The 17,881-nt window shown below is 67.6% G+C and carries 20 protein-coding genes; 13 read left to right on the top strand and 7 right to left on the bottom strand.

What is annotated here, in order from left to right:
- Positions 1-30: 30 nt before the first annotated feature.
- From TBIF_RS24625 to lnt, 3 genes are read left to right on the top strand one after another with little or no spacing between them, the layout of a single operon-like run.
- Entirely contained in the window at positions 31-597 is a 567-nt protein-coding gene (locus TBIF_RS24625; RefSeq protein WP_024796324.1) for an FxsA family protein, read from the top strand.
- Between the two features lie 50 nt (positions 598-647).
- Positions 648-2,231, top strand: coding sequence for an amidohydrolase (locus TBIF_RS18965; protein ID WP_024796323.1), 1,584 nt, complete (start codon positions 648-650; stop codon positions 2,229-2,231).
- Positions 2,228-3,811: an apolipoprotein N-acyltransferase gene (gene lnt, locus TBIF_RS18960; RefSeq protein ID WP_024796322.1), complete on the top strand. Its 1,584-nt coding sequence runs from the start codon at positions 2,228-2,230 to the stop codon at positions 3,809-3,811. Before TBIF_RS18965 ends, lnt begins: the two co-directional genes overlap by 4 nt.
- Before the next feature lie 89 nt (positions 3,812-3,900).
- Here the strand turns inward: lnt and TBIF_RS18955 are convergent, their stop codons facing one another.
- Complete coding sequence (locus TBIF_RS18955) at positions 3,901-4,245, bottom strand: RNA polymerase-binding protein RbpA (protein ID WP_024796321.1); 345 nt, start codon at positions 4,243-4,245, stop codon at positions 3,901-3,903.
- 181 nt (positions 4,246-4,426) lie between these two features.
- Here TBIF_RS18955 and TBIF_RS18950 point away from each other — a divergent pair, with 181 nt between their 5' ends.
- Together TBIF_RS18950 and TBIF_RS18945 are read left to right on the top strand one after the other, a co-directional pair.
- Positions 4,427-4,750, top strand: a complete 324-nt coding sequence (locus TBIF_RS18950) for a hypothetical protein (RefSeq protein ID WP_051461648.1) — start codon at positions 4,427-4,429, stop codon at positions 4,748-4,750.
- Positions 4,751-4,937: 187 nt separating this feature from the next.
- A complete protein-coding gene (locus TBIF_RS18945) occupies positions 4,938-5,309 on the top strand; it encodes a hypothetical protein (RefSeq protein ID WP_024796319.1) in 372 nt (123 codons plus the stop codon).
- Positions 5,310-5,334: 25 nt separating this feature from the next.
- Here TBIF_RS18945 and TBIF_RS18940 read toward each other — a convergent pair whose 3' ends face one another.
- Positions 5,335-5,598 (bottom strand): hypothetical protein, encoded by a 264-nt coding sequence (locus TBIF_RS18940; protein ID WP_024796318.1) that lies wholly within the window; start codon positions 5,596-5,598, stop codon positions 5,335-5,337.
- A gap of 843 nt (positions 5,599-6,441) precedes the next feature.
- Here TBIF_RS18940 and TBIF_RS18935 point away from each other — a divergent pair.
- The gene (locus TBIF_RS18935; protein WP_024796317.1) at positions 6,442-7,350 is read left to right on the top strand and encodes an alpha/beta hydrolase; all 909 of its coding nucleotides are present in this window, start codon (positions 6,442-6,444) and stop codon (positions 7,348-7,350) included.
- Between the two features lie 122 nt (positions 7,351-7,472).
- Positions 7,473-8,447 carry an NAD-dependent epimerase/dehydratase family protein gene (locus TBIF_RS18930; protein ID WP_024796316.1) on the top strand — a complete coding sequence of 325 codons (975 nt, stop codon included), beginning with the start codon at positions 7,473-7,475 and terminating at the stop codon, positions 8,445-8,447.
- Here the strand turns inward: TBIF_RS18930 and TBIF_RS25505 are convergent.
- Both TBIF_RS25505 and TBIF_RS18920 read right to left on the bottom strand, forming a co-directional pair.
- Positions 8,444-9,037, bottom strand: a complete 594-nt coding sequence (locus TBIF_RS25505; RefSeq protein ID WP_024796315.1) for a TetR/AcrR family transcriptional regulator — start codon at positions 9,035-9,037, stop codon at positions 8,444-8,446. The two genes, TBIF_RS18930 and TBIF_RS25505, sit on opposite strands and share 4 nt — an antisense overlap.
- Positions 9,038-9,095: 58 nt before the next feature.
- The gene (locus TBIF_RS18920) at positions 9,096-9,548 is read right to left on the bottom strand and encodes a VOC family protein (protein WP_024796314.1); all 453 of its coding nucleotides are present in this window, start codon (positions 9,546-9,548) and stop codon (positions 9,096-9,098) included.
- A gap of 110 nt (positions 9,549-9,658) precedes the next feature.
- Here TBIF_RS18920 and TBIF_RS18915 point away from each other — a divergent pair, with 110 nt between their 5' ends.
- Positions 9,659-10,813: a metallophosphoesterase gene (locus TBIF_RS18915; RefSeq protein ID WP_024796313.1), complete on the top strand. Its 1,155-nt coding sequence runs from the start codon at positions 9,659-9,661 to the stop codon at positions 10,811-10,813.
- A gap of 340 nt (positions 10,814-11,153) precedes the next feature.
- Here the strand turns inward: TBIF_RS18915 and TBIF_RS18910 are convergent, their stop codons facing one another.
- Both TBIF_RS18910 and TBIF_RS25500 read right to left on the bottom strand, forming a co-directional pair.
- Positions 11,154-11,501: a hypothetical protein gene (locus tag TBIF_RS18910; RefSeq protein ID WP_024796312.1), complete on the bottom strand. Its 348-nt coding sequence runs from the start codon at positions 11,499-11,501 to the stop codon at positions 11,154-11,156.
- A gap of 467 nt (positions 11,502-11,968) precedes the next feature.
- Positions 11,969-12,268, bottom strand: a complete 300-nt coding sequence (locus TBIF_RS25500) for a hypothetical protein (RefSeq protein WP_024796311.1) — start codon at positions 12,266-12,268, stop codon at positions 11,969-11,971.
- 43 nt (positions 12,269-12,311) lie between these two features.
- On the opposite strand from TBIF_RS25500, the gene TBIF_RS23985 reads away from it, so the two are divergent.
- Both TBIF_RS23985 and TBIF_RS18895 read left to right on the top strand, forming a co-directional pair.
- Positions 12,312-12,563 carry a hypothetical protein gene (locus TBIF_RS23985; RefSeq protein ID WP_024796310.1) on the top strand — a complete coding sequence of 84 codons (252 nt, stop codon included), beginning with the start codon at positions 12,312-12,314 and terminating at the stop codon, positions 12,561-12,563.
- Between the two features lie 206 nt (positions 12,564-12,769).
- Positions 12,770-14,191, top strand: coding sequence for an NAD(P)/FAD-dependent oxidoreductase (locus TBIF_RS18895; RefSeq protein ID WP_024796309.1), 1,422 nt, complete (start codon positions 12,770-12,772; stop codon positions 14,189-14,191).
- 65 nt (positions 14,192-14,256) lie between these two features.
- Here the strand turns inward: TBIF_RS18895 and TBIF_RS18890 are convergent, their stop codons facing one another.
- Positions 14,257-14,691, bottom strand: coding sequence for a PaaI family thioesterase (locus TBIF_RS18890; RefSeq protein WP_024796308.1), 435 nt, complete (start codon positions 14,689-14,691; stop codon positions 14,257-14,259).
- A gap of 193 nt (positions 14,692-14,884) precedes the next feature.
- Between TBIF_RS18890 and TBIF_RS23980 the strand changes: the two genes are divergently transcribed.
- The 3 genes from TBIF_RS23980 to gnd all read left to right on the top strand — a co-directional run bounded on the left by TBIF_RS23980 (position 14,885) and on the right by gnd (position 17,876).
- Positions 14,885-15,319 carry a BlaI/MecI/CopY family transcriptional regulator gene (locus TBIF_RS23980; RefSeq protein ID WP_051461644.1) on the top strand — a complete coding sequence of 145 codons (435 nt, stop codon included), beginning with the start codon at positions 14,885-14,887 and terminating at the stop codon, positions 15,317-15,319.
- Between the two features lie 32 nt (positions 15,320-15,351).
- On the top strand, positions 15,352-16,296 hold the full coding sequence (locus TBIF_RS18880; RefSeq protein ID WP_024796306.1) for a M56 family metallopeptidase: 945 nt from the start codon (positions 15,352-15,354) through the stop codon (positions 16,294-16,296).
- Positions 16,297-16,394: 98 nt separating this feature from the next.
- The gene (gnd, locus tag TBIF_RS18875) at positions 16,395-17,876 is read left to right on the top strand and encodes an NADP-dependent phosphogluconate dehydrogenase (RefSeq protein ID WP_024796305.1); all 1,482 of its coding nucleotides are present in this window, start codon (positions 16,395-16,397) and stop codon (positions 17,874-17,876) included.
- Positions 17,877-17,881 lie beyond the last annotated feature (5 nt).

Genomic DNA, 17,881 nt, shown 5'->3' with positions numbered 1-17,881 from the left:
GCCCGCGCCAGCGCTAGAGAGGTCGCCATCGTGTTCCGCATCGCTTTCGCCATCTACGTCCTCGTCGAGGTGCTCGCCATCGCCGCCGTCGGCGCGGCTATCGGCGCCGGCTGGGCCATCACGCTGCTCATCGCCGGCTCGGCCGCGGGCATGCTGTTGTTCGCCGCCCAGACCCGCAAGGTGATTGACGGTATCGGCAAGGTCAGTCGAGGTGAGCGCTCCGCGGGCGGTGTCGTCGCGGACAGCACCCTGGGGGCTGCCGGGGTGGGCCTGTTGCTGGTTCCCGGACTGGTCACCTCTGTGCTCGGCATCATCGCACTGCTGCCGCCCACCCGGTGGCTGCTGCGGCCGCTGGCGCTTGCCGCCGCCCGCCGCCGCTCGCCGATGGTCGCGACGCTGGTCGGGGAGCGGGGCGCCGCGGGGCCCCTGGACAACGGCTTCGACGAGTTCGTCCGCCGCCAGTCTGCGGGCGGCACCACCCCGACGGGGGACTTTGTGGTGGTCGACGGAGAGGTCATCGACGGCGACGTGACAGACGACATCAACCCGCTCCGGCCAGGCCTTCCGCCGCGCCCGGGCCCCGCGCAGTCCCGCTAACGGCGAGCCGCGGAGCGGTCGCCGCGCCGCAGCGGGCAGACTAGAGCCTCGTGAGCACGAAACTCTTGGTCAACGGACGCATCCACAGCCCCAGCAACCCGGACGCCACCGCCATGGCGATCACGGATGGCATCGTCGTGTGGCTGGGGGACGACACCCCCGCCCGCGCTCTGCACCCCGACGCGGAGGTGGTGGACCTGGCCGGCGCCTTCGTTGCGCCGGCCTTCGTCGACGCGCATGTGCACCTGACAGACACTGGACTTGGCATGATCGGCCTGGACCTCTCACACAGCGAATCCCTGGCGGCTTGCCTGGCCGCAGTGCGAGCGCACGCGGAGCGCAACCCCGACGCGCCTGTGCTGTGGGGCCACGGCTGGGACGACACCGACTGGCCCGAGGGACGAGCGCCGCGCACCGATGAGCTCGACGAGTGCGCCCCCAGCCGCGCCGTCTATCTCGCCCGGGTCGATGAGCATTCCGCCGTCGCGTCCTCCACACTGCGGGCAGGCGCCGAGGCCCCCGACGTGCTGACCGGGCCAGAGCACCATGCAGTCCGCGCACGGGCGCGTGCGCTGCTGCCGGCGCACGACCTCGCGGTGGCCCGGCGGGCAGTCCTGGACCATGCCGCGGCCCAGGGGATCGTCGCGGTGCATGAGTGCGGCGGCCCCGAGATCAACGGCTTGGAGGACTTCCAGGCGGTTCTGGCGCTCGAGCACGGAGTCGCTGTACGCGGCTACTGGGGCCAGTTGGCGGATACCCCCGAGCACGCGCGCGAGCTCCTCGAGTCCACTGGCGCGCACGCGCTGGGCGGGGACCTTTTCGTCGACGGCGCCCTCGGCTCACACACCGCGTGGGTGACCGACGGCTACGCGGACTCCGATGCGGCCGGCACCGGCCGCGCCTTCCTCACCGTCGACCAGATCGCCGACCACCTGCGGGCCTGCACGGCGGCCAAGATCCAGGCCGGGTTCCATGCCATCGGCGACGGCGCGGTCAGCGCGGTCGCGGAGGCCTTCCGCCAGGTCGCGGATGAGCTTGGCGTCGCCGCCATCGCGTCCTGCGGCCATCGCATCGAACACGTTGAGATGATCAGCGCCGAGCAGTCCGCGCAGCTGGGCGGGCTCGCCGTCATCGCGTCTGTCCAGCCGCAGTTCGACGCGCGGTGGGGCGGCGCCGACAGCATGTACGCCACTCGCCTAGGCGCCGAGCGCGCCGCGCGGATGAATCCCTTCGCGATGATGGCCGCCGACGGTCTCTCCCTGGCCATCGGCTCGGATGCGCCGGTCACAGCTATGCGGCCATGGGACGCGGTGCGTGCTGCCATCCACCATCAGACGTCCGGCAGCGGTGTGTCGGCCCGCGGCGCGTTCACCGCGGCCACCCGCGGCGCCTGGCGTGCCGGTGGCCGGCGCGACGGACTCGCGGGCACACTCGTCGCCGGGGCCCCCGCCTCCTACGCGGTCTGGGAGACAGGGGAGCTGGTGGTCGCTTCGGCATCTGGCTCCGTGCAGCGCTGGTCGATGGATCCGCGCTCGCGGGTGCCCGCGCTGCCAGATCTGTCCGACGCTGAGAACAACCCGGTGTGCCTGCGCACCGTCCGCGATGGCGTGACGATCTACGAGAGGGCTGTGTGAGTTTCTCCTGGCGCGGTCTGCGCGACGGGGCCCTCCACGCGCTGCCCCGGCAGCTGGCCGCGGTGGCCGGCGGGCTGCTGATCTTCGCCGGCTTCCCGCCCCGGACCCTCTGGTTCCTGGCACCGGTGGGGATCACGCTGATCGTCCTTGCCATCATGTGGCCCACCACCAGGCTGGAGCATGGCGCGTCGGCCGTCGGCGGCTTCGGCTACGGCTACCTCGCGGGGCTCGGCTTCCTGGTGCCCCTGCTGCCCTGGGTGGGAGTCTACGTGGGCGCGGCACCCTGGTTGGCGCTGGCAGCGGTCGAGGCACTGTTCATCGCGCTCTTCGGCCTCGCGGTGGCGCTCGTCAATCGGCACCGACTGGGACCGCTGTGGCTGACCGCGCTCGCCCTGGCGGCCTGCTGGTCGCTGACCGAATGGCTCCGTTCGAGCGTGCCGTTCGGCGGTTTCCCCTGGGGCAAGCTGGCCTTCGGGCAATCGGAGGGCTGGCTGCTGCCCCTGGCCTCGGTAGGCGGAGCCCCGCTGCTCAGTTTCGCGGTGGCGCTGATCGGCGCCGCGATCGCGATCGTCGTGGTGGCCATCGCGGACTGGAAGTACGCCACCTATCGGCCGGCCACCATCGCCGGCCTGCTGATCGCGGGCGTCCTGGCCCCCCTCGGCGCGGGGGCCGCGTCTCTCACCCTGCCGGATATGGACTCGGGCCCGCAGGTCACGGTCGCGGCCATCCAGGGCAACGTGCCCCGGCTCGGCCTCGAGTTCAACGCGCAACGCCGCGCGGTGCTCGATATGCATATCGCCCGCACCCTGGAGCTCGCCGCGGATATTCGCAGCGGCCGCTCGCCGCAGCCAAGCGTGGTGGTGTGGCCTGAGAACTCGTCCGACATCGACCCGCTGCGGAACCCCGACGCCAACGTGGCGATCTCAGCGGCCGCCGCCGCGGTCAACGCGCCGATCTTGGTGGGTGCGGTTTTAGTCAACGGGGACGGCACCACCACCAACTCGGTGATCGTCTGGGACCCGGTCTCCGGTCCTGGGGATCGCCACGACAAGGGCATCATCCAGCCGTTCGGCGAGTACCTCCCGTACCGCGACTTCTTCCGCAAGTTCTCGTCGTATGCCGACAGCGCGGGCAATTTCGTGCCCGGCGATGACAATGGGGTCGTCACCGCCGCGGGCCTGACCATCGGCGTCGCCACCTGCTACGAGGTGGCGTTCGACCGTGCGCTGACGACCTCCGTGCGCGATGGTGCGCAGTTCCTCGCAGTGCCTACCAACAATGCGACCTTTGGCGATACCGAGATGACCTACCAGCAGCTCGCGATGTCTCGCGTCCGGGCCGTGGAGCACGGCCGCGCCACCGTCGTGGCTGCGACCAGCGGGGTCAGCGCGATCATCAGCCCCAACGGCACTGTGACCCAGAAATCCGAGTTGTTTGTGCCGGCCGCACTCGTCGCCGACATCCCCCTCCGGCAGGAACAGACCCTCGCCACCCGCCTAGGCCCCTGGCCGGAATACGCGCTGATCGCCTTCGCAGGCGCCATGCTGCTCGTCGGCGCTGTCCGCTCACGCCTCAACTAGCGGCTAGGGGAGAGGCGCACCGAGAGACGCGAGAGCCCGGGACATCGATCTTGTCCCGGGCTCTCGCATTAGTTTCTGTGGCCGGCTAGCTACACCGATCCACCGCGACGGCGAATCTTGTGCAGGTCCAGGCGCTCCTTGAGCAGCTCGTCGAGCTCCTCGAAGGAACGGCGCTCCAGCAGCATGTCCCAGTGGGTACGCGGCGGCTTTACCTTCTTGGTCTCCGGCGCGGTGCCCTCCATGAGCTTGCCCTCGAGCCCATTCCGCCCGATCCAGGTACCGGGGATCTCCGCCTCGTCCGAGAACGGAACCTCGAAGACCTCGCCGTTCTCGCACTGGAACTTGGCGGTGCGCCTCGGCGCCAGGTCGTGGTCACGATCAGTCTCATAGCTGACGGAGCCAAGTCGGCTCCCACGCAGCACGCGATCTCCCATGATCGTTCCTCATTTCTGTCGACAACTCGCAACTTCGGACCGCCAGTTCCCAGGTCGAGACCCGAAACTAGCGAACACTCTTAACAACGTACGAGGACTAGGCATCGTTCCCGAAGGTCCAACGCATCATCTTACCGTGTCTGGGCGAACCTAAAACGCCAAGTGGGTAGTGTGCGTGTTTGTGGACCGCAAACCCGACCCCTGCTTATGGTGCGGCCGCCCCGTGCCCGTGGTGGCCGCCGGGCGGCGGCGCCGGTATTGCCGACAGTCCTGCCGACAGCGCGCCTATGAGCAGCGCAGCATCCTGCGTGAGGTGTCCGTGCCTCAGGACTCCACGATCCTCACCGCAGAGGAGGCCAACGCTTTGGCCGACCGGGCATTCTTGGTCCGGTGCGCCGCCGAGGATGTCGCGACGGCGGTGCGTGAGGGCGCGACGGCCGAGGAGTTGGCGGACCTGAGCGCGGAATTGGTCAGCCTGGCCCGTGATGCCGAGCGTATTCGCTGAGTCGATCGTCGGGGCCGGCGATGCGATTTATTCCGGCCAGTCCAGAAATAGTCGACGGTGATAGAATGGAATTATAATACTCCCGCTATTCTGAGATGTGAATTCGTTAGCTAACCACCGAATTATCAGAATAGCCGGGCCGATTCCGCTTTATGTGTAGACAGGACCTAACATTATGGGCCCAATAATGGTCGACGAAAAACATTCCAGCCAGCATCAGCTGCTCGGCACCCCAGCCCGGCGCGCCGTCGCATACACCGCGGCGGTAGCCGTCCTGGCCGTCATCATCTCGGTGGTCTTCTCGTACCTCACCACCGATGCGCCGGGCTCGTGCGCCACGGAGGAGGTATTCAGCTGCATCTCCGTGAACCGGTTGATCCTCACCTTCGGCCCGAGCGGCGTGCTCGCACTCGGTGGCATCGGCGCATTTATCAAAACCCTGCGGACCTGGCGGGTCGGCGGACCATGGATGGTCTGGCACGCCAGTGGCTGGGTCCTCTTCGTGCTCATGATTATGTTCGTGGCGACTGCGGGTGGCGCGCTGATTGTCCAGCCCTGACGCCCGCGGGGCCCTCCATCCGTGCCTACACCTCGCCGTCGGCACGCCGATGCTCGTAGCGGGAAATCCCCTCGTCGGTCATCACCGGTTCCAGTGGATCATGGTGCTCGCGTTTCGAGATCCCCACCAGAATAACGCCAGCTAGGGCAAAACACACGACGGCGATAATCGCGGCGATGATGCCCCACATATAACTGGTGGAGGCAATTCCGACAATCGCCATGCCGCCTAATGCGAAGCCGAGAACGAGGAATACATAACCGACAACACCTGCATAGTTGCTGCGCATTTCTCAAACCCCTTTTCGTTCAGAGGCCCAGTTGAGGCGAGACCCGCCACACCCAGCGCCTAGCTACACGATAGAGCCAATCGATTACGGGTGCGGTCGGAATCGGCGGGCCGACGCTCCCGCAGAGGCTGGGATGCACCCTTATAACGTCACGTGACGTTATAAGGGTGCGCATCTGGGGTCAGCAGGGGACGCGGCAGGGTTCGGGAACTGGAGCATCTGGGCGGACCCCGGCGGCCCGCAGCGATTCGCCACGTCACGGTTGGATTCTGGATTCATGAGGTGGCGCCTAGTGGAGTCATCACCAGCCGTGAGCTATCGGCAGCCAGCGCGCACCGTGCGGGCAGCCGATGCGAGTCGACGGAACATGACAACTCGCATCGTGAGGCGAGTACGCCCAGGGGAACATAATGTGACCGCGCGGCAAGCTTTGGACCCGGAACCGGCCACGTCCTGGCATGCTGGTAAACATCCGATAATCTACATTATGTCAACTACCGGGCATGGAGGCCGCCCGACGCCGACCTCGTCCGCTGTTCGGCCACTACTTGCTCGCAGTACCGGCGCTGTTGACATCCAGATCGTCAATGCCGTAACCGAGGTCGAGTTGGCACAGCTCCCGGGACTCCCTCCACAACTGTCCGCGACGGCGACACTGGGCCGGGAACTCGTTCTGTTCATCGCGTGCGACGCCGGGCGGATTTGTTGCCATGGCGACCTCTGTGGCGTTTCCGCTCGGCTCTGGCTGACACAGCCTCGCGAGCGCTCTCCTAGCGACTCCCCCCCTGATCGACTCGCACACTCATGCCATGACGCTGGCCAATCCTTGTATCGTCTGTCTCAATGAATCTTGGACTCCCGCATTTGGTTGACCCCCGTCTGTTGCCTCTCGTCGAGGACTCACGCGCCTTCTATGCCAACCGCACGCCGGGACGTGGCCCAGGCAGCCTGGTCGAGCTGCGTGCCATCCGAGCCCAGCTCGTCGCCCCCACCGCGTCTCAACCGCCGCCCGCCGAGGAGCTCGTCAGCGTGGACGGGCGCACTGTTGCGCTGCGGATCCACACCCCTGCGGACAGGCCGCCGACGGGCGTCATCCTTGAGATCCACGGCGGCGGATTCTATCTGGGGTCGGCCGCCAGCAGCGACATTCGCAACCGCGCCCTCGCGGACGCACTCGGCGTGACGGTCGCGAGCGTGGATTACCGGCTCGCCCCAGAGCACCCGTGGCCAGCCGCGCCCGAGGACTGCGAGACTGCGGCGCTCTGGCTCGCCGAGCACGCCGAGGATCGCTTTGGCACATCCAAGGTCGCCATCGTCGGCTTCTCTGCCGGCGCAACTCTGGCAATCAACACGCTTCTGCGGCTGCGTGATCAGGGGGTGTCCGCAGTCGACACCGCCGTGCTGCAGTTCGGCACCTATGACCTGAGCGCCCAGACCCCAGCCGGCCGGCTGATCGCCGACGAATACTTCCTTGAGGCCTACGCCGGTTCAGTCCCCGACCGCACACGACCGGATCTCTCGCCAATCTACGCAGACCTCAAGAACCTGCCGCCAGTCCTGATGATCGTCGGCGACAGAGACATCCTGCTCCAGGACAACCTGGCCATGGCGGCAGGACTCTCGGCCGACGGCGTCGACGTCGATCTTCGCGTCTACCCCGAAGCGGCCCACGGGTTCACCGGCCATCCGACACCGATGGCGGGCGCGGCGCTCGCAGACATCGGGGCCTGGCTCTCCGGGTACCTGGGCTGAAAATCTGCGGACAGGTCGTGGATATGCGTCGCGATCACCTCTCCATGCATTACTGTGCCAATGGAACATTAAGTTGGGCAATGCCCGGCGGCCGACGGTCGTCCGGCGCGATGGGAGTCAGCATGCGGGTGGCAGTAACCGGCGGAACCGGGTACCTAGGGGCACACGTGGTCCGTTCTCTGTTGACCGCAGGCCACGAGGTGCGGCTCATGGTCGCCCCAGGAGAGCAGGTCGACAAGCTCGTCGTGGCGCTTTCCGAGCTAGGCCCTGTCGAACAGTTCGCAGGCGACGTGCGCTCCCCCGACGTGGTGCGCTCCCTGCTGGAGGGGTGCGACGCCGTCATCCATGCGGCCGGCGTGGTCGGGACGGACGACCGCCGCGCCGAGCTGATGTGGGAGGTCAACGCCTACGCCGCTGAGTCTGTCCTGCGATCCGCGGTCGATCTGGGGCTCGACCCGGTGGTGCTGGTGAGCAGTTATGCCGTGTTCACTCCCACAGACGATCCGGTCATTAATCTCGAGACGGCAACCGCAGAGGCCCGCAGCGCCTACGGCCAGAGCAAGGCGCACGCTGAGCGCTACGCCCGCACCCTGCAGGACGAAGGTGCCCCGGTGGTAATTACCTACCCCAGCAGCGTGGTCGGACCCGCTTTTCACACCAACGTCGGGATCACGGAACAGGGTTGGTCCACGATCACGCGGGCCCGCTGGGCGCCGCGCGTGCACGGCGGCATGCCGATGGTTGATGTGTGCGACATCGGCGAGGTCCATTCCCGCATCGTCGACGCCGGCCCGGGACACGGTCCGCGCCGCTACCTGTGCGGAGGGCTGCTGATGCCCTTCGATGGCATGGTCGACGCGGTCGAAAACGGGATGGGCCGCAAGGTGCGGCGAATCCCCCTGAGCCCGGGCCTGTTCCGGGCGATCGGCCGGGCGGCCGACTCGGTGGGTCGGTGGGTACCAATCAGCGGCGGATTCAGCCGTGACGCCGCCGAGCTGTTGACCGCCGCCACTCCGACGGATGATCGGGAGACGCTGGCGGACCTGCAGATGCAGTGGCGATCCCCCGCCGAGGCAATCGTGGCGACCTTCAGCTAGTCGTCGGTGCTGGCGGTCGCCACTGCGGCCGAGGACAGCAGCTGCGTGATGGTCGCCCGCAGCGCCGGCGTGTCGTCCTCCCCCGCGATGACCGACGAGAACAGCGCCGCCCCTGCCGCCATGATCAAGATCGCCTGCGGGATCGCAGTCCCGTCCCGGGTCTCATCGTCAGCGAAGAGCCCGACGGCCGGATCGCTGAACCCACGCCACAGTCCAGTCCGGAGCCCGGGGTCCTCCTGAAACGCCACCAACAGGCCGGGCAGGGCGGCGCGCACCTCGGGCCGGGCGAACAGCTGGTGGCTGCCCTCGACAACCCAGGCGATCCAGCCCGCCCGATCGGTGCCGGTGAATGGCTCCAGATCTGGCAGCTGGCCAAGGATGGCGTGCAGCACCAACTCTGCTTTGGACGACCACCGCAGGTGCGCACTGGTCCTGCTGACCCCGGCCCGCGCGGCCACCTGCCGCACGCTGAGGCTGTCCCAGCCGACCTCGAGTAGCAGCTCTCGACAGGCTTCGTACACCCTCTCGTCGATCGACTCGTCGCGCGGCCGGCCCACCGGTTGCGCACTGCGACCTTGGATCTCGCTCATGTGCCGATCCAACCATGCGGCGGGGGTCCCAGCCGACAGACTGGCACGCGCTACTTCCCTACGCCGCGCAGAACTCGTTACCCTCGGGGTCGCGCAGCACCCACCAGTGCCCGGCGGGACCCTGGTCGACCTCGCGGACCCGGCTCGCGCCGAGTCCCGCCAGCCGCTCCACCAGCGCGGTCAGTCCCTCGTCTCCGCTATGGATATCAATGTGTAGTCGATTCTTGCCCGATTTGCGCTCTGGCACATCCTGAAACAGGATCCGTCGGCCCTGCCCCACACCACTGGCCTCGTCGAATGGGTCGTCTGGATGGCGGATCGCTGCGAACCCCCGGAAGTTCCGCCGACCGTGATGCTCGTGCGTCTGGCCCTGCGCGAGGTGCCCGGCTGCCAGCAGTTGGTCCACCAATGCGCTGGGGTCCTCGACCGCATAGCCCAGGGCCGCAGCCCAGAAGTCGGCAAGCACAGGAGCGTTCTCACTGTCCACCACAAGCTTCCAATGCAAGGCCATAATCGGAGGCTACGCCCACCCCGCCCCGCTCGGCGGCCGTCTGCGACGATATCCACCATGACAGCCCGTGCCTCGGCCCTGCTCCCCCGCACCGCACGCGGGTGTCTCGGATGATCCGCTTCCTCATCTTCTCGGTGGTCCTCGCACTGCTCACATGGTGGCTCCAGCGTCGCTTGGTGCGCCGGACACGTCTCCCCCAGCCGTGGTCCCGCGCGGCGACGATCGCACTGGTGGGTTTGTGGGTGTTCGCGAGCATCGGTGTCGGCAGCGGCGAGGTGTTCGACCCGGATTGGGCACGTGGCCCCGCGTTCGTCGGGTGGGCTTGGTTGGGCATCGCCTTCTATATCGCGCTCGGCCTTGTGGTCATCGCCCTTGGCCTGCTGGTGGCCCGGCTCGTTCGTCGAGTGCGACGGACGAGCGACGGGAAGGCGCAGGGACGGGGGCCGCTGGCGGCGGTGCGCATCGCGACAGCGGTGGTCGTGGTGGCGGCGGTCGGTGTGGGGACCTTCGGCCTCGTCGCGGCCGCCCGACCCCAGGTGGTGCGGGCCGACATTGCGCTGGACCAGTTGCCGACCGAGTTCGACGGCGTCCGCGTGGCGCTGATCTCCGACTTGCATGTGGGGCCCTCCCGGGGCCGTGCCTTCACCCAGCGCGTCGTCGACTTGGTGAACGCCGAGCAGCCCGACCTCGTCCTCATCGCCGGCGACCTGGTGGACGGGACCGTCGAGAAGGTCGGCCCCGATCTCGCTCCCCTGGCTCAGCTGTCCGCGCCCCTGGGCGTGTTCGGAGTGAGCGGGAACCACGAGTACTACTCCGGCGATGGCGGCCGGTGGCTGGATGTCTGGGATGGGCTGGGGATCCACACGCTGCGCAATGACCGGGTGGGGGTCGAGCGGGACGGCGCCAGGATCGAGATCGCGGGCATCCACGACTACTCCGCGCCGGAGCCGTATCAGCCCGATCTCCCCGCGGCCCTGGCCGGCAGCGACCCCAACTCGTTCGTGTTGTTGCTCGCCCACGAGCCTCGCCAGGCGCAGGAGGCGTCGGACCTCGGGGTGGACCTGCAGGTCTCCGGCCACACGCACGGGGGCCAGATGTGGCCCATCAACTATTTGGTGCCGCTGCAGCAGCCGATGGTGGAGGGACTGGGCACGGTCGGCGACACAACGCTGTACACCTCCCGCGGCGCCGGCGCGTGGGGCCCGCCCATGCGGGTGGGCGCGGCCCCCGAGGTCACCATCCTCGAGCTCACCCGAGGGGACTGAGCCACTCCCGCGGGAGTAGCAGCCTGGGCAATGCGGCGGGCTGTAATTGTCGCCACATTCACACCTCGGCGGTCTCACCGCGGCGGGGTTAAGTGATGAAAAATACACCGTTTGCGGTCACTGCGCGTCCCGTCGGCGCGCCGCCAGCCCCGTGAGGACGAGGGCGCAGCGGGACGCCCAGCGCGCTGCCCAGCATCGCCCACACGTACAGCACCCGCCAACCCCAGCCCAAGCCGACGGCCAGGTCGCCGATCCCCGGCCGGTCGATGTTCGAGCCGATCGTCGGTCGAGCCTCTCGCCTGACGAAGACGCTGCATGGCCCCTGCCGGGGTGCGATCAGTCAGCGGTGCGGGGTGAGGGTGAAAGTGCCGACCAGCAGACCGCCCAGGTATGCCGGGCCGTCATATCCGCCCTGTCCGTCGCTGTTCATGAAAACCCGATGGCCAGGGAAGAAGTCCACGTAGCCGCCGGTGGGCGTCGGATGAATGGGGTAACGCCCGATCAGGACGAGGTCCTGGCCCTGGACCTGCCCGTCACGTTGCAGTAGCACGACACCAGACGAGGATGTCGTGGACGTGTAGGCACCCGGGGCAACGTCGGCGGATGCCGGGCCGGCCGCACCGACGAGGGCGGCGGCGCTGACCGCTACGGCGACGACAGCACCCCGGAACACAGAGGCAATGGGCATGTCATTTCCTATCTACTCGGGGTGAATCAATTATGCGCCCGACGTGTGGGTTCTGGGCGGATTCGGTTGGTGTCAGTCACGACGGTGCCGACTCTGCGATCAAGAGGGATCGCATTGAGAACCTTGAGGAACGGCGCCAAGCACTACCGGAACGACCCACCCCGGCAGCTCCCGGGCGATCCGCAGCCGCTCCTCGGTCGGCCGCGCCCAGGCAGGGACGTGCGCGGACTCGGTCTCCTGGCTGGTCACTGATCGCCTCCCATCCTCGAGCGTAGTGATCCCGGGCGCGTTCCGGATCGGCTATCGGGCGTATCAGCCGCTACTCCCGCGGGAGTGGCTGCCTGGGCAATGCGGCGACGCGTGACTCCGTGATTGCCGACAGCCGCAAAATCCCGACAGTCGCGTCAAACGCCCCACGGCATGTAATTCAATCGATCGACAGACAATGCTGGCCCCGCTGATTATTATCAACGGGTGATCACGAATTGGACAAAATCACTTGTCGCGCCCGGAATTGTCGCGGTGACGGCACTTCTCACCTTGGCCGGTTGCTCGTCCAGTCCTAGTGCCTCGGAGCCCGCCACCCACGCGGCCACCCCGTCCGCGACCGCGTCGGCGCAGCCCACCACCTCGGCGAAGGCCACCACCAGTTCGACCACGCCCACGGGCAGCACGGCCGCAACCTCCACGTCCGCAGCCCCGACGTCGGGTGCGATCTCGGCGGTGCAGATCGTGATCCAGTCCAGCGACGAGGTCTCGCCTGGCACGCTGCAATACGCTGGCTCCCTCGCTCAGTTCAAGGCAAATTGGATGGCAATAAGCAACGGCGCCACCTACGACGGCGAGAAATGCGCCGCCGTGATCACATTGGTAGATCCCAGCGGTAATGTGCTCAAAACCGACCGGCAGAGCACCTGTACCGGATCAACTTCCTTCACCCTCCGCGCCTCGACAAACGGCACCGGGCAATTCACGGTGAAGGCCGCCATCGCGCCCTGGGACAAGCCCGACAACGCGGTGCTGGCCGAGCAGCCCTTCACTGTCATCGCGAGCGGCTCGTAACTCCCACCACATCGCGGCGGGCTGTAATTGTCGCCACAGTCACACCTCGGCGGTGAGACCGCCCTTGCGCTCGACCGCGCCGGGCCACACTGGATTGATGGTCCGGTGTCGGCCGCCGGGGGTCTGTCACTAGAGTTGTCGGCGGGTCCACACCCATCAGGATCGGCTGACTGAAACAGCGGCAACTCATCCGCAAGGAGTGCGTAATGACGAACGAGTCCGGGCAACCACAGCGACACCGCGTCGTGGTGATCGGATCAGGCTTCGGTGGGCTATTCGCCGTGCAGAAGCTCAAGCGGGCCGACGTCGACGTCACCCTGATCGCCAAAACCACCCACCACCTGTTCCAGCCGCTGCTCTACCAGGTGGCGACGGGCATCCTGTCCGAGGGCGAGATCGCCCCCGCGACGCGCCTGGTGGTGCGCAAGCAGAAGAACACCGCGGTGATCCTGGGCGACGTGCAGCGGATCGACCTCGCCGCGAAGACGGTCGTCTCCTCCGCGATGAACATGGAGACGGTCACGCCGTACGACAGCCTCATCGTGGCGGCAGGCGCGGGCCAGTCCTACTTCGGAAACGACCACTTCGCCAAGTATGCGCCGGGCATGAAGACCATTGACGACGCACTGGAGCTCCGCGGCCGCATCCTCGGCGCGTTCGAGCAGGCCGAGCTCTCCCAGGACGATGACGCGCGTGAGCGCCTCATGACGTTCGTGGTGGTCGGTGCGGGGCCCACCGGCGTTGAGCTGGCCGGCCAGATCGCCGAGCTCGCCCACCGCACCCTGGTCGGCTCCTTCCGCAACTTCGACACCCGCGACGCCCGAGTGATCCTGCTCGACGGCGCGGACAACGTCCTGCCCGTCTACGGCGGCAAGCTCAGCGCCAGCGCCACGAAGAAGCTCGAGAAGATGGGCGTCGAGATCCAGCTCGGCGCGATGGTCACCAACGTCAACCGGGATGGACTCGCCGTCAAGGACAAAGATGGCACCGAGCGGGAGATCCGCTCGCAGTGCAAGGTGTGGTCGGCCGGGGTGCAGGCGAGCCCGCTGGGCAAACAGCTCGCGGACCAGTCCGAGGCCGAGATCGACCGCGCGGGCCGTGTGCTCGTCAATCCTGACCTGAGCATCCCCGGGCACTCGAACGTGTTCGTCATCGGCGACATGATGTCCTTGGACAAGCTCCCCGGCCTCGCACAGGTGGCGATGCAGGGCGGGCAGTACGTCTCGAAGAACATCATGGCCGAGAATAAGGGCCGCTCCATCGACGAGCGCAAGCCCTTCAAATACTGGGATAAGGGCAGTATGGCCACGATCTCGCGCTTTAGCGCGGTGGCCAAGGTCGGCAAGCTTGAGCTCACCGGTTTCATCGCGTGGGTGATCTGGCTGGCCATCCACCTGATGTACCTCGTGGGCTACCGCAGCCGTCTCGCGACGCTCCTGTCCTGGTCCACCACGTTCTTCGGCCGCGGCCGCGGGCAGATGACGATCACGGTGCAGCAGGTGCTGGGCCGCCAGGCGATGGACCGGTTGACCGGCAATGTCGGCGTCGGGCATGGCGACTCCCCCACGCAACAGCTCCCGCCGGAGCAGCAGGCGGCGGCGTCCACGGAGAAGGACGTCGCCAGCTAGCAGGCGCAAGTAGATGGCGACGGCCGAGCATATTGCTCGGCCGTCGCCATCTCCGTTGTCCAGGGCTACTTGCCCAGGTGTGCCGTGTCCACGATGTTCTGCAGGCGCACCTGGCCCTGGGCCACCAGCTTGCCCTCCTCGTTGGTGATGGTCACCCGCCAGATTTGCTGGGTGCGGCCGCGATGCACCGGCTCCCCCACGGCCTCGAGTACGCCCTCGCGGGTGGCCCGCAGGAAGTCGGTGTTGTTGTTGACCCCCACCACATGGCCGCGTTCCCCCAGCCAGAGCGACGCGCCGATACTCGCGACGGACTCGATCACACTGCAGTAGGCGCCGCCGTGCACGATGCCCATGGGCTGGTGCAGGCCCGGGCCCGCAGACCACCGCATCCGCATCCGATCGCCGGACGCCTCGAGGTACTCAGGCTCGAAGTTGGCATCGAACCCAACCTTGCCCATCTTGTTCAGGTCGTCGAGCATCTGCTGATTCGGGTCGGTCATCTGCACTCCATCTGATTTTCGGGATCGCGTGCGCACACCCCGCGCGGCATGGCGGGAACACCAGGGCATTCCCGTTCGTCTTATCTGTGACGACTAAATTACACACGGCGATAGCGCCGATACGGCCCGTGGTCGACACGCCGACTACACGGCGTAGTATAAAGAGTCCAGAAACAACTAGTAAGGTAAACCTATGTCAGGACTTGGGGAGCTCGAAAAAGCGGTCATGGAACACCTGTGGGCCGCCGGCGAGCCGCAGACGGTCCGTCAGGTGTACGTAGACCTGTCCAGCCGCCGCGAACTGGCGTACACCACCGTGATGACAGTACTGCAACGCTTGGCCAAGAAGGGCCTGGTCAATCAGCGTCGAAGCGATCGCGCGCACCAGTACTCACCCGTGCACACCCGGGATGAACTGGTCGCGGGGCTGATGGTGGACGCACTGGCGGCGGGCACCGAGTCCGGCGAGCGGGTGGGAGCGCTCGTGCGATTCGTCGAGCAGGTGACACCCGACGAGGCGGATGCCCTGCGCGCCGCACTGGCGGACCTCGAGGCCCGCAACACCCCGGCGGCGCCCGACGCTGCCGAACCCGCGTTCGCCGCGCCCACCGCGGTCGAGCATAATTGAGTCGTGACTTGCCCTAGGGCCAGGGGAGCGCGATGTCGGCATTGATCTTTGGGCTGCTCGCGCTACTGCTGATCGGACCCGTACCTAACGCGCTGAGTAAGGCCGAGTGGCCTAAGCGCGCCCCCCGTGCCGCCCTGGTGTTGTGGCAGGCCGTGGCTATCGCGGCCGTGCTCTCCGCGTTCAGCGCTGGCCTGGCCATTGCCAGCAGACTGCTTGTGCTGGGGCCCGACGGCCGGCCCACCACCGCCCCGCTCGATGAGATCAGTGTCCTCGGCTGGCCCCTGTGGATCCTGTACGTGCTGGTGTTCGCACTGACATTGCTGGTCGGCGCACGATTGATCGTCGCCGCCGTCCGGGTCGGCTTTCACACCCGGCGCCGCCGCTCCCATCATCGAATGGTCGTCGACCTGCTCGATCATCCGATGGAGCTGCGCGGGCGCCCCGCCTCCGCGAGCCTGCGGATCTTGGACACCATGCAGCCCGTCGCCTACTGCCTGCCCGGCATCCGGCATCGCATCGTGCTCTCGGAGGGCACTTATAGCGCGCTCGACGACGCCGAGATACAGGCGGTGCTCGCCCATGAGCGGGCGCACCTGCGCGCGCGCCACGACCTCGTGTTGGAGGCGTTCACCGCCGTGTATGAGGCCTTCCCGCGGGTGGTGCGCAGCAAGACCGCACTGGGTTCGGTCCGCCTCCTCATCGAGATGCTCGCGGACGACACCGCCCGGCGCGTGGCCGGCACCACCCCCCTCGCCCGCGCGCTGGTGGCCTGCGCGGGCGCCCACACGCCCGCGGGTGCGATGGCTGTGGGCGGCTCCGACACCCTGGTGCGGATCCAGCGGTTGGGGCTGGGCGGGAACAACTCTCGGGTCGCGCTGTGCGCCTATGCGGGCGCGGCGACACTTCTCGTGGTCCCGACGGTCGCCGTCGCGCTGCCGTGGCTCACCGAGATCTCCCGCCTGCTGCGCTCCCCCTGACCTTTCAGACAATTCTTCTGGCGCGGCTAGTAACGTGGCAGCCAGTCCGGTCAACACCCGGTGGCACGCTGCACCCGGGCACAGGGAAAGCTGAGGCAATGACTTCAACAGCGGCAAATGACGGTTCTCGCGCACAGGCGCAGATCGGTGTGACCGGACTCGCGGTGATGGGCTCGAACCTCGCCCGCAACCTCGCGCGGCATGGCCACACCGTCGCGGTGCACAACCGGAGCAAGGCCAAGACCGACGTGCTCATCGCCGACCACGGCTCCGAGGGCAACTTCATCCCGTCCGAGTCCATCGCGGACTTCGTCGCCTCCCTCGAGTTGCCCCGCCGGGTCCTGATCATGGTCAAGGCCGGCGATCCGACCGACGCCGTCATCAACGAGTTGGCCGACGCGATGGAGCCCGGCGACATCATCATCGACGGCGGCAACGCGCGCTTCACCGACACCATCCGCCGCGAGGCCGCTATGCGCGAGCGCGGCCTCCACTTCGTGGGCGCTGGCGTGTCCGGTGGCGAGGTTGGGGCCCTCGAGGGCCCGTCCATCATGCCCGGCGGCTCCGTCGAGTCCTATAAATCCCTGGGCCCGCTGCTCGAGTCCATCTCCGCGCACGTCGACGGCATCCCCTGCTGCGCCCACATCGGCACCGACGGCTCCGGGCACTTCGTGAAGATGGTGCACAACGGCATCGAGTACTCCGACATGCAGCTCATCGGCGAGGCGTACGACCTGATGCGCCGCGTCCTCGGCTACAGCGCTGCCGAGATCGCCGCCGTGTTCCGCGAGTGGAATGCGGGTGAGCTCGAGAGCTACCTCGTCGAGATCACCGCGGAGGTGCTCGACAAGATCGACCCGCAGACCGGCAAGGCCCTCGTGGACGTCATCGTCGACGCCGCCGAGCAGAAGGGCACCGGCCGCTGGACCGTGCAGTCCGCACTGGACCTGGGCGTGCCCGTGACCGGCATCGCCGAGGCCGTCTTCGCCCGCGCGCTGTCCGGCTCGCGCGCCCAGCGCGCCGCCACCCGCGGACTCACCGGTGGTGACCTCCCGAGCGCCGACGAGGCGCTCGCGGGCCGTGACGCCGACGCCTTCGTCGAGGACATCCGCCTGGCCCTGTTCGGCTCCAAGGTCATCGCGTATGCGCAGGGCTTCGACCAGATCACTGCAGGCAGCGTCGAGCACAACTGGGGCGTCAAGCCCGTGGACCTGGCGACCATCTGGCGGGGCGGCTGCATCATCCGCGCTCGCTTCCTCAACCGCATCCGCGACGCGTACACGGAGAACCCTGAGCTGCTCAGCCTGATCCTGGACCCGTACTTCCGCGACGCGGTGGGCGGCGCACTCGGCAGCTGGCGACGCGTCGTGACTACGGCCGTCACACTCGGCATCCCGACGCCGGGCTTCTCCTCCTCGCTGGCCTACTACGACGGCTTGCGCGCGGACCGGCTCCCCGCCGCACTTACCCAGGGCCAGCGCGACTACTTCGGCGCACACACCTACGAGCGCATCGACGCGCCCGTGGGCAAGAAGTTCCACATTCTGTGGAGCGAGGGCGGTGCCGAGGTCGAGGCCTAGGTTCC

It is taken from the genome of Tomitella biformata AHU 1821, from assembly GCF_000524475.1.
Lineage (GTDB): Bacteria > Actinomycetota > Actinomycetes > Mycobacteriales > Mycobacteriaceae > Tomitella > Tomitella biformata.
The sequence above is the reverse complement of the archived record's forward strand: the minus strand, read 5'-3'. Positions and strand labels throughout refer to the sequence as shown.

Coding starts and splice junctions, on each gene's coding strand:
- TBIF_RS18955 (WP_024796321.1), bottom strand. CDS start 4,245: ATGGGAGATCGCGTGCTGCGTGGGAGCCGACTTGGCTCCGTCAGCTAT.
- TBIF_RS18945 (WP_024796319.1), top strand. CDS start 4,938: ATGGTCGACGAAAAACATTCCAGCCAGCATCAGCTGCTCGGCACCCCA.
- TBIF_RS18940 (WP_024796318.1), bottom strand. CDS start 5,598: ATGCGCAGCAACTATGCAGGTGTTGTCGGTTATGTATTCCTCGTTCTC.
- TBIF_RS18935 (WP_024796317.1), top strand. CDS start 6,442: ATGAATCTTGGACTCCCGCATTTGGTTGACCCCCGTCTGTTGCCTCTC.
- TBIF_RS18930 (WP_024796316.1), top strand. CDS start 7,473: ATGCGGGTGGCAGTAACCGGCGGAACCGGGTACCTAGGGGCACACGTG.
- TBIF_RS25505 (WP_024796315.1), bottom strand. CDS start 9,037: ATGAGCGAGATCCAAGGTCGCAGTGCGCAACCGGTGGGCCGGCCGCGC.
- TBIF_RS18920 (WP_024796314.1), bottom strand. CDS start 9,548: ATGGCCTTGCATTGGAAGCTTGTGGTGGACAGTGAGAACGCTCCTGTG.
- TBIF_RS18915 (WP_024796313.1), top strand. CDS start 9,659: ATGATCCGCTTCCTCATCTTCTCGGTGGTCCTCGCACTGCTCACATGG.
- TBIF_RS18910 (WP_024796312.1), bottom strand. CDS start 11,501: ATGCCCATTGCCTCTGTGTTCCGGGGTGCTGTCGTCGCCGTAGCGGTC.
- TBIF_RS23985 (WP_024796310.1), top strand. CDS start 12,312: ATGGCAATAAGCAACGGCGCCACCTACGACGGCGAGAAATGCGCCGCC.
- TBIF_RS18895 (WP_024796309.1), top strand. CDS start 12,770: ATGACGAACGAGTCCGGGCAACCACAGCGACACCGCGTCGTGGTGATC.
- TBIF_RS18890 (WP_024796308.1), bottom strand. CDS start 14,691: ATGACCGACCCGAATCAGCAGATGCTCGACGACCTGAACAAGATGGGC.
- TBIF_RS23980 (WP_051461644.1), top strand. CDS start 14,885: ATGTCAGGACTTGGGGAGCTCGAAAAAGCGGTCATGGAACACCTGTGG.
- TBIF_RS18880 (WP_024796306.1), top strand. CDS start 15,352: ATGTCGGCATTGATCTTTGGGCTGCTCGCGCTACTGCTGATCGGACCC.
- gnd (WP_024796305.1), top strand. CDS start 16,395: ATGACTTCAACAGCGGCAAATGACGGTTCTCGCGCACAGGCGCAGATC.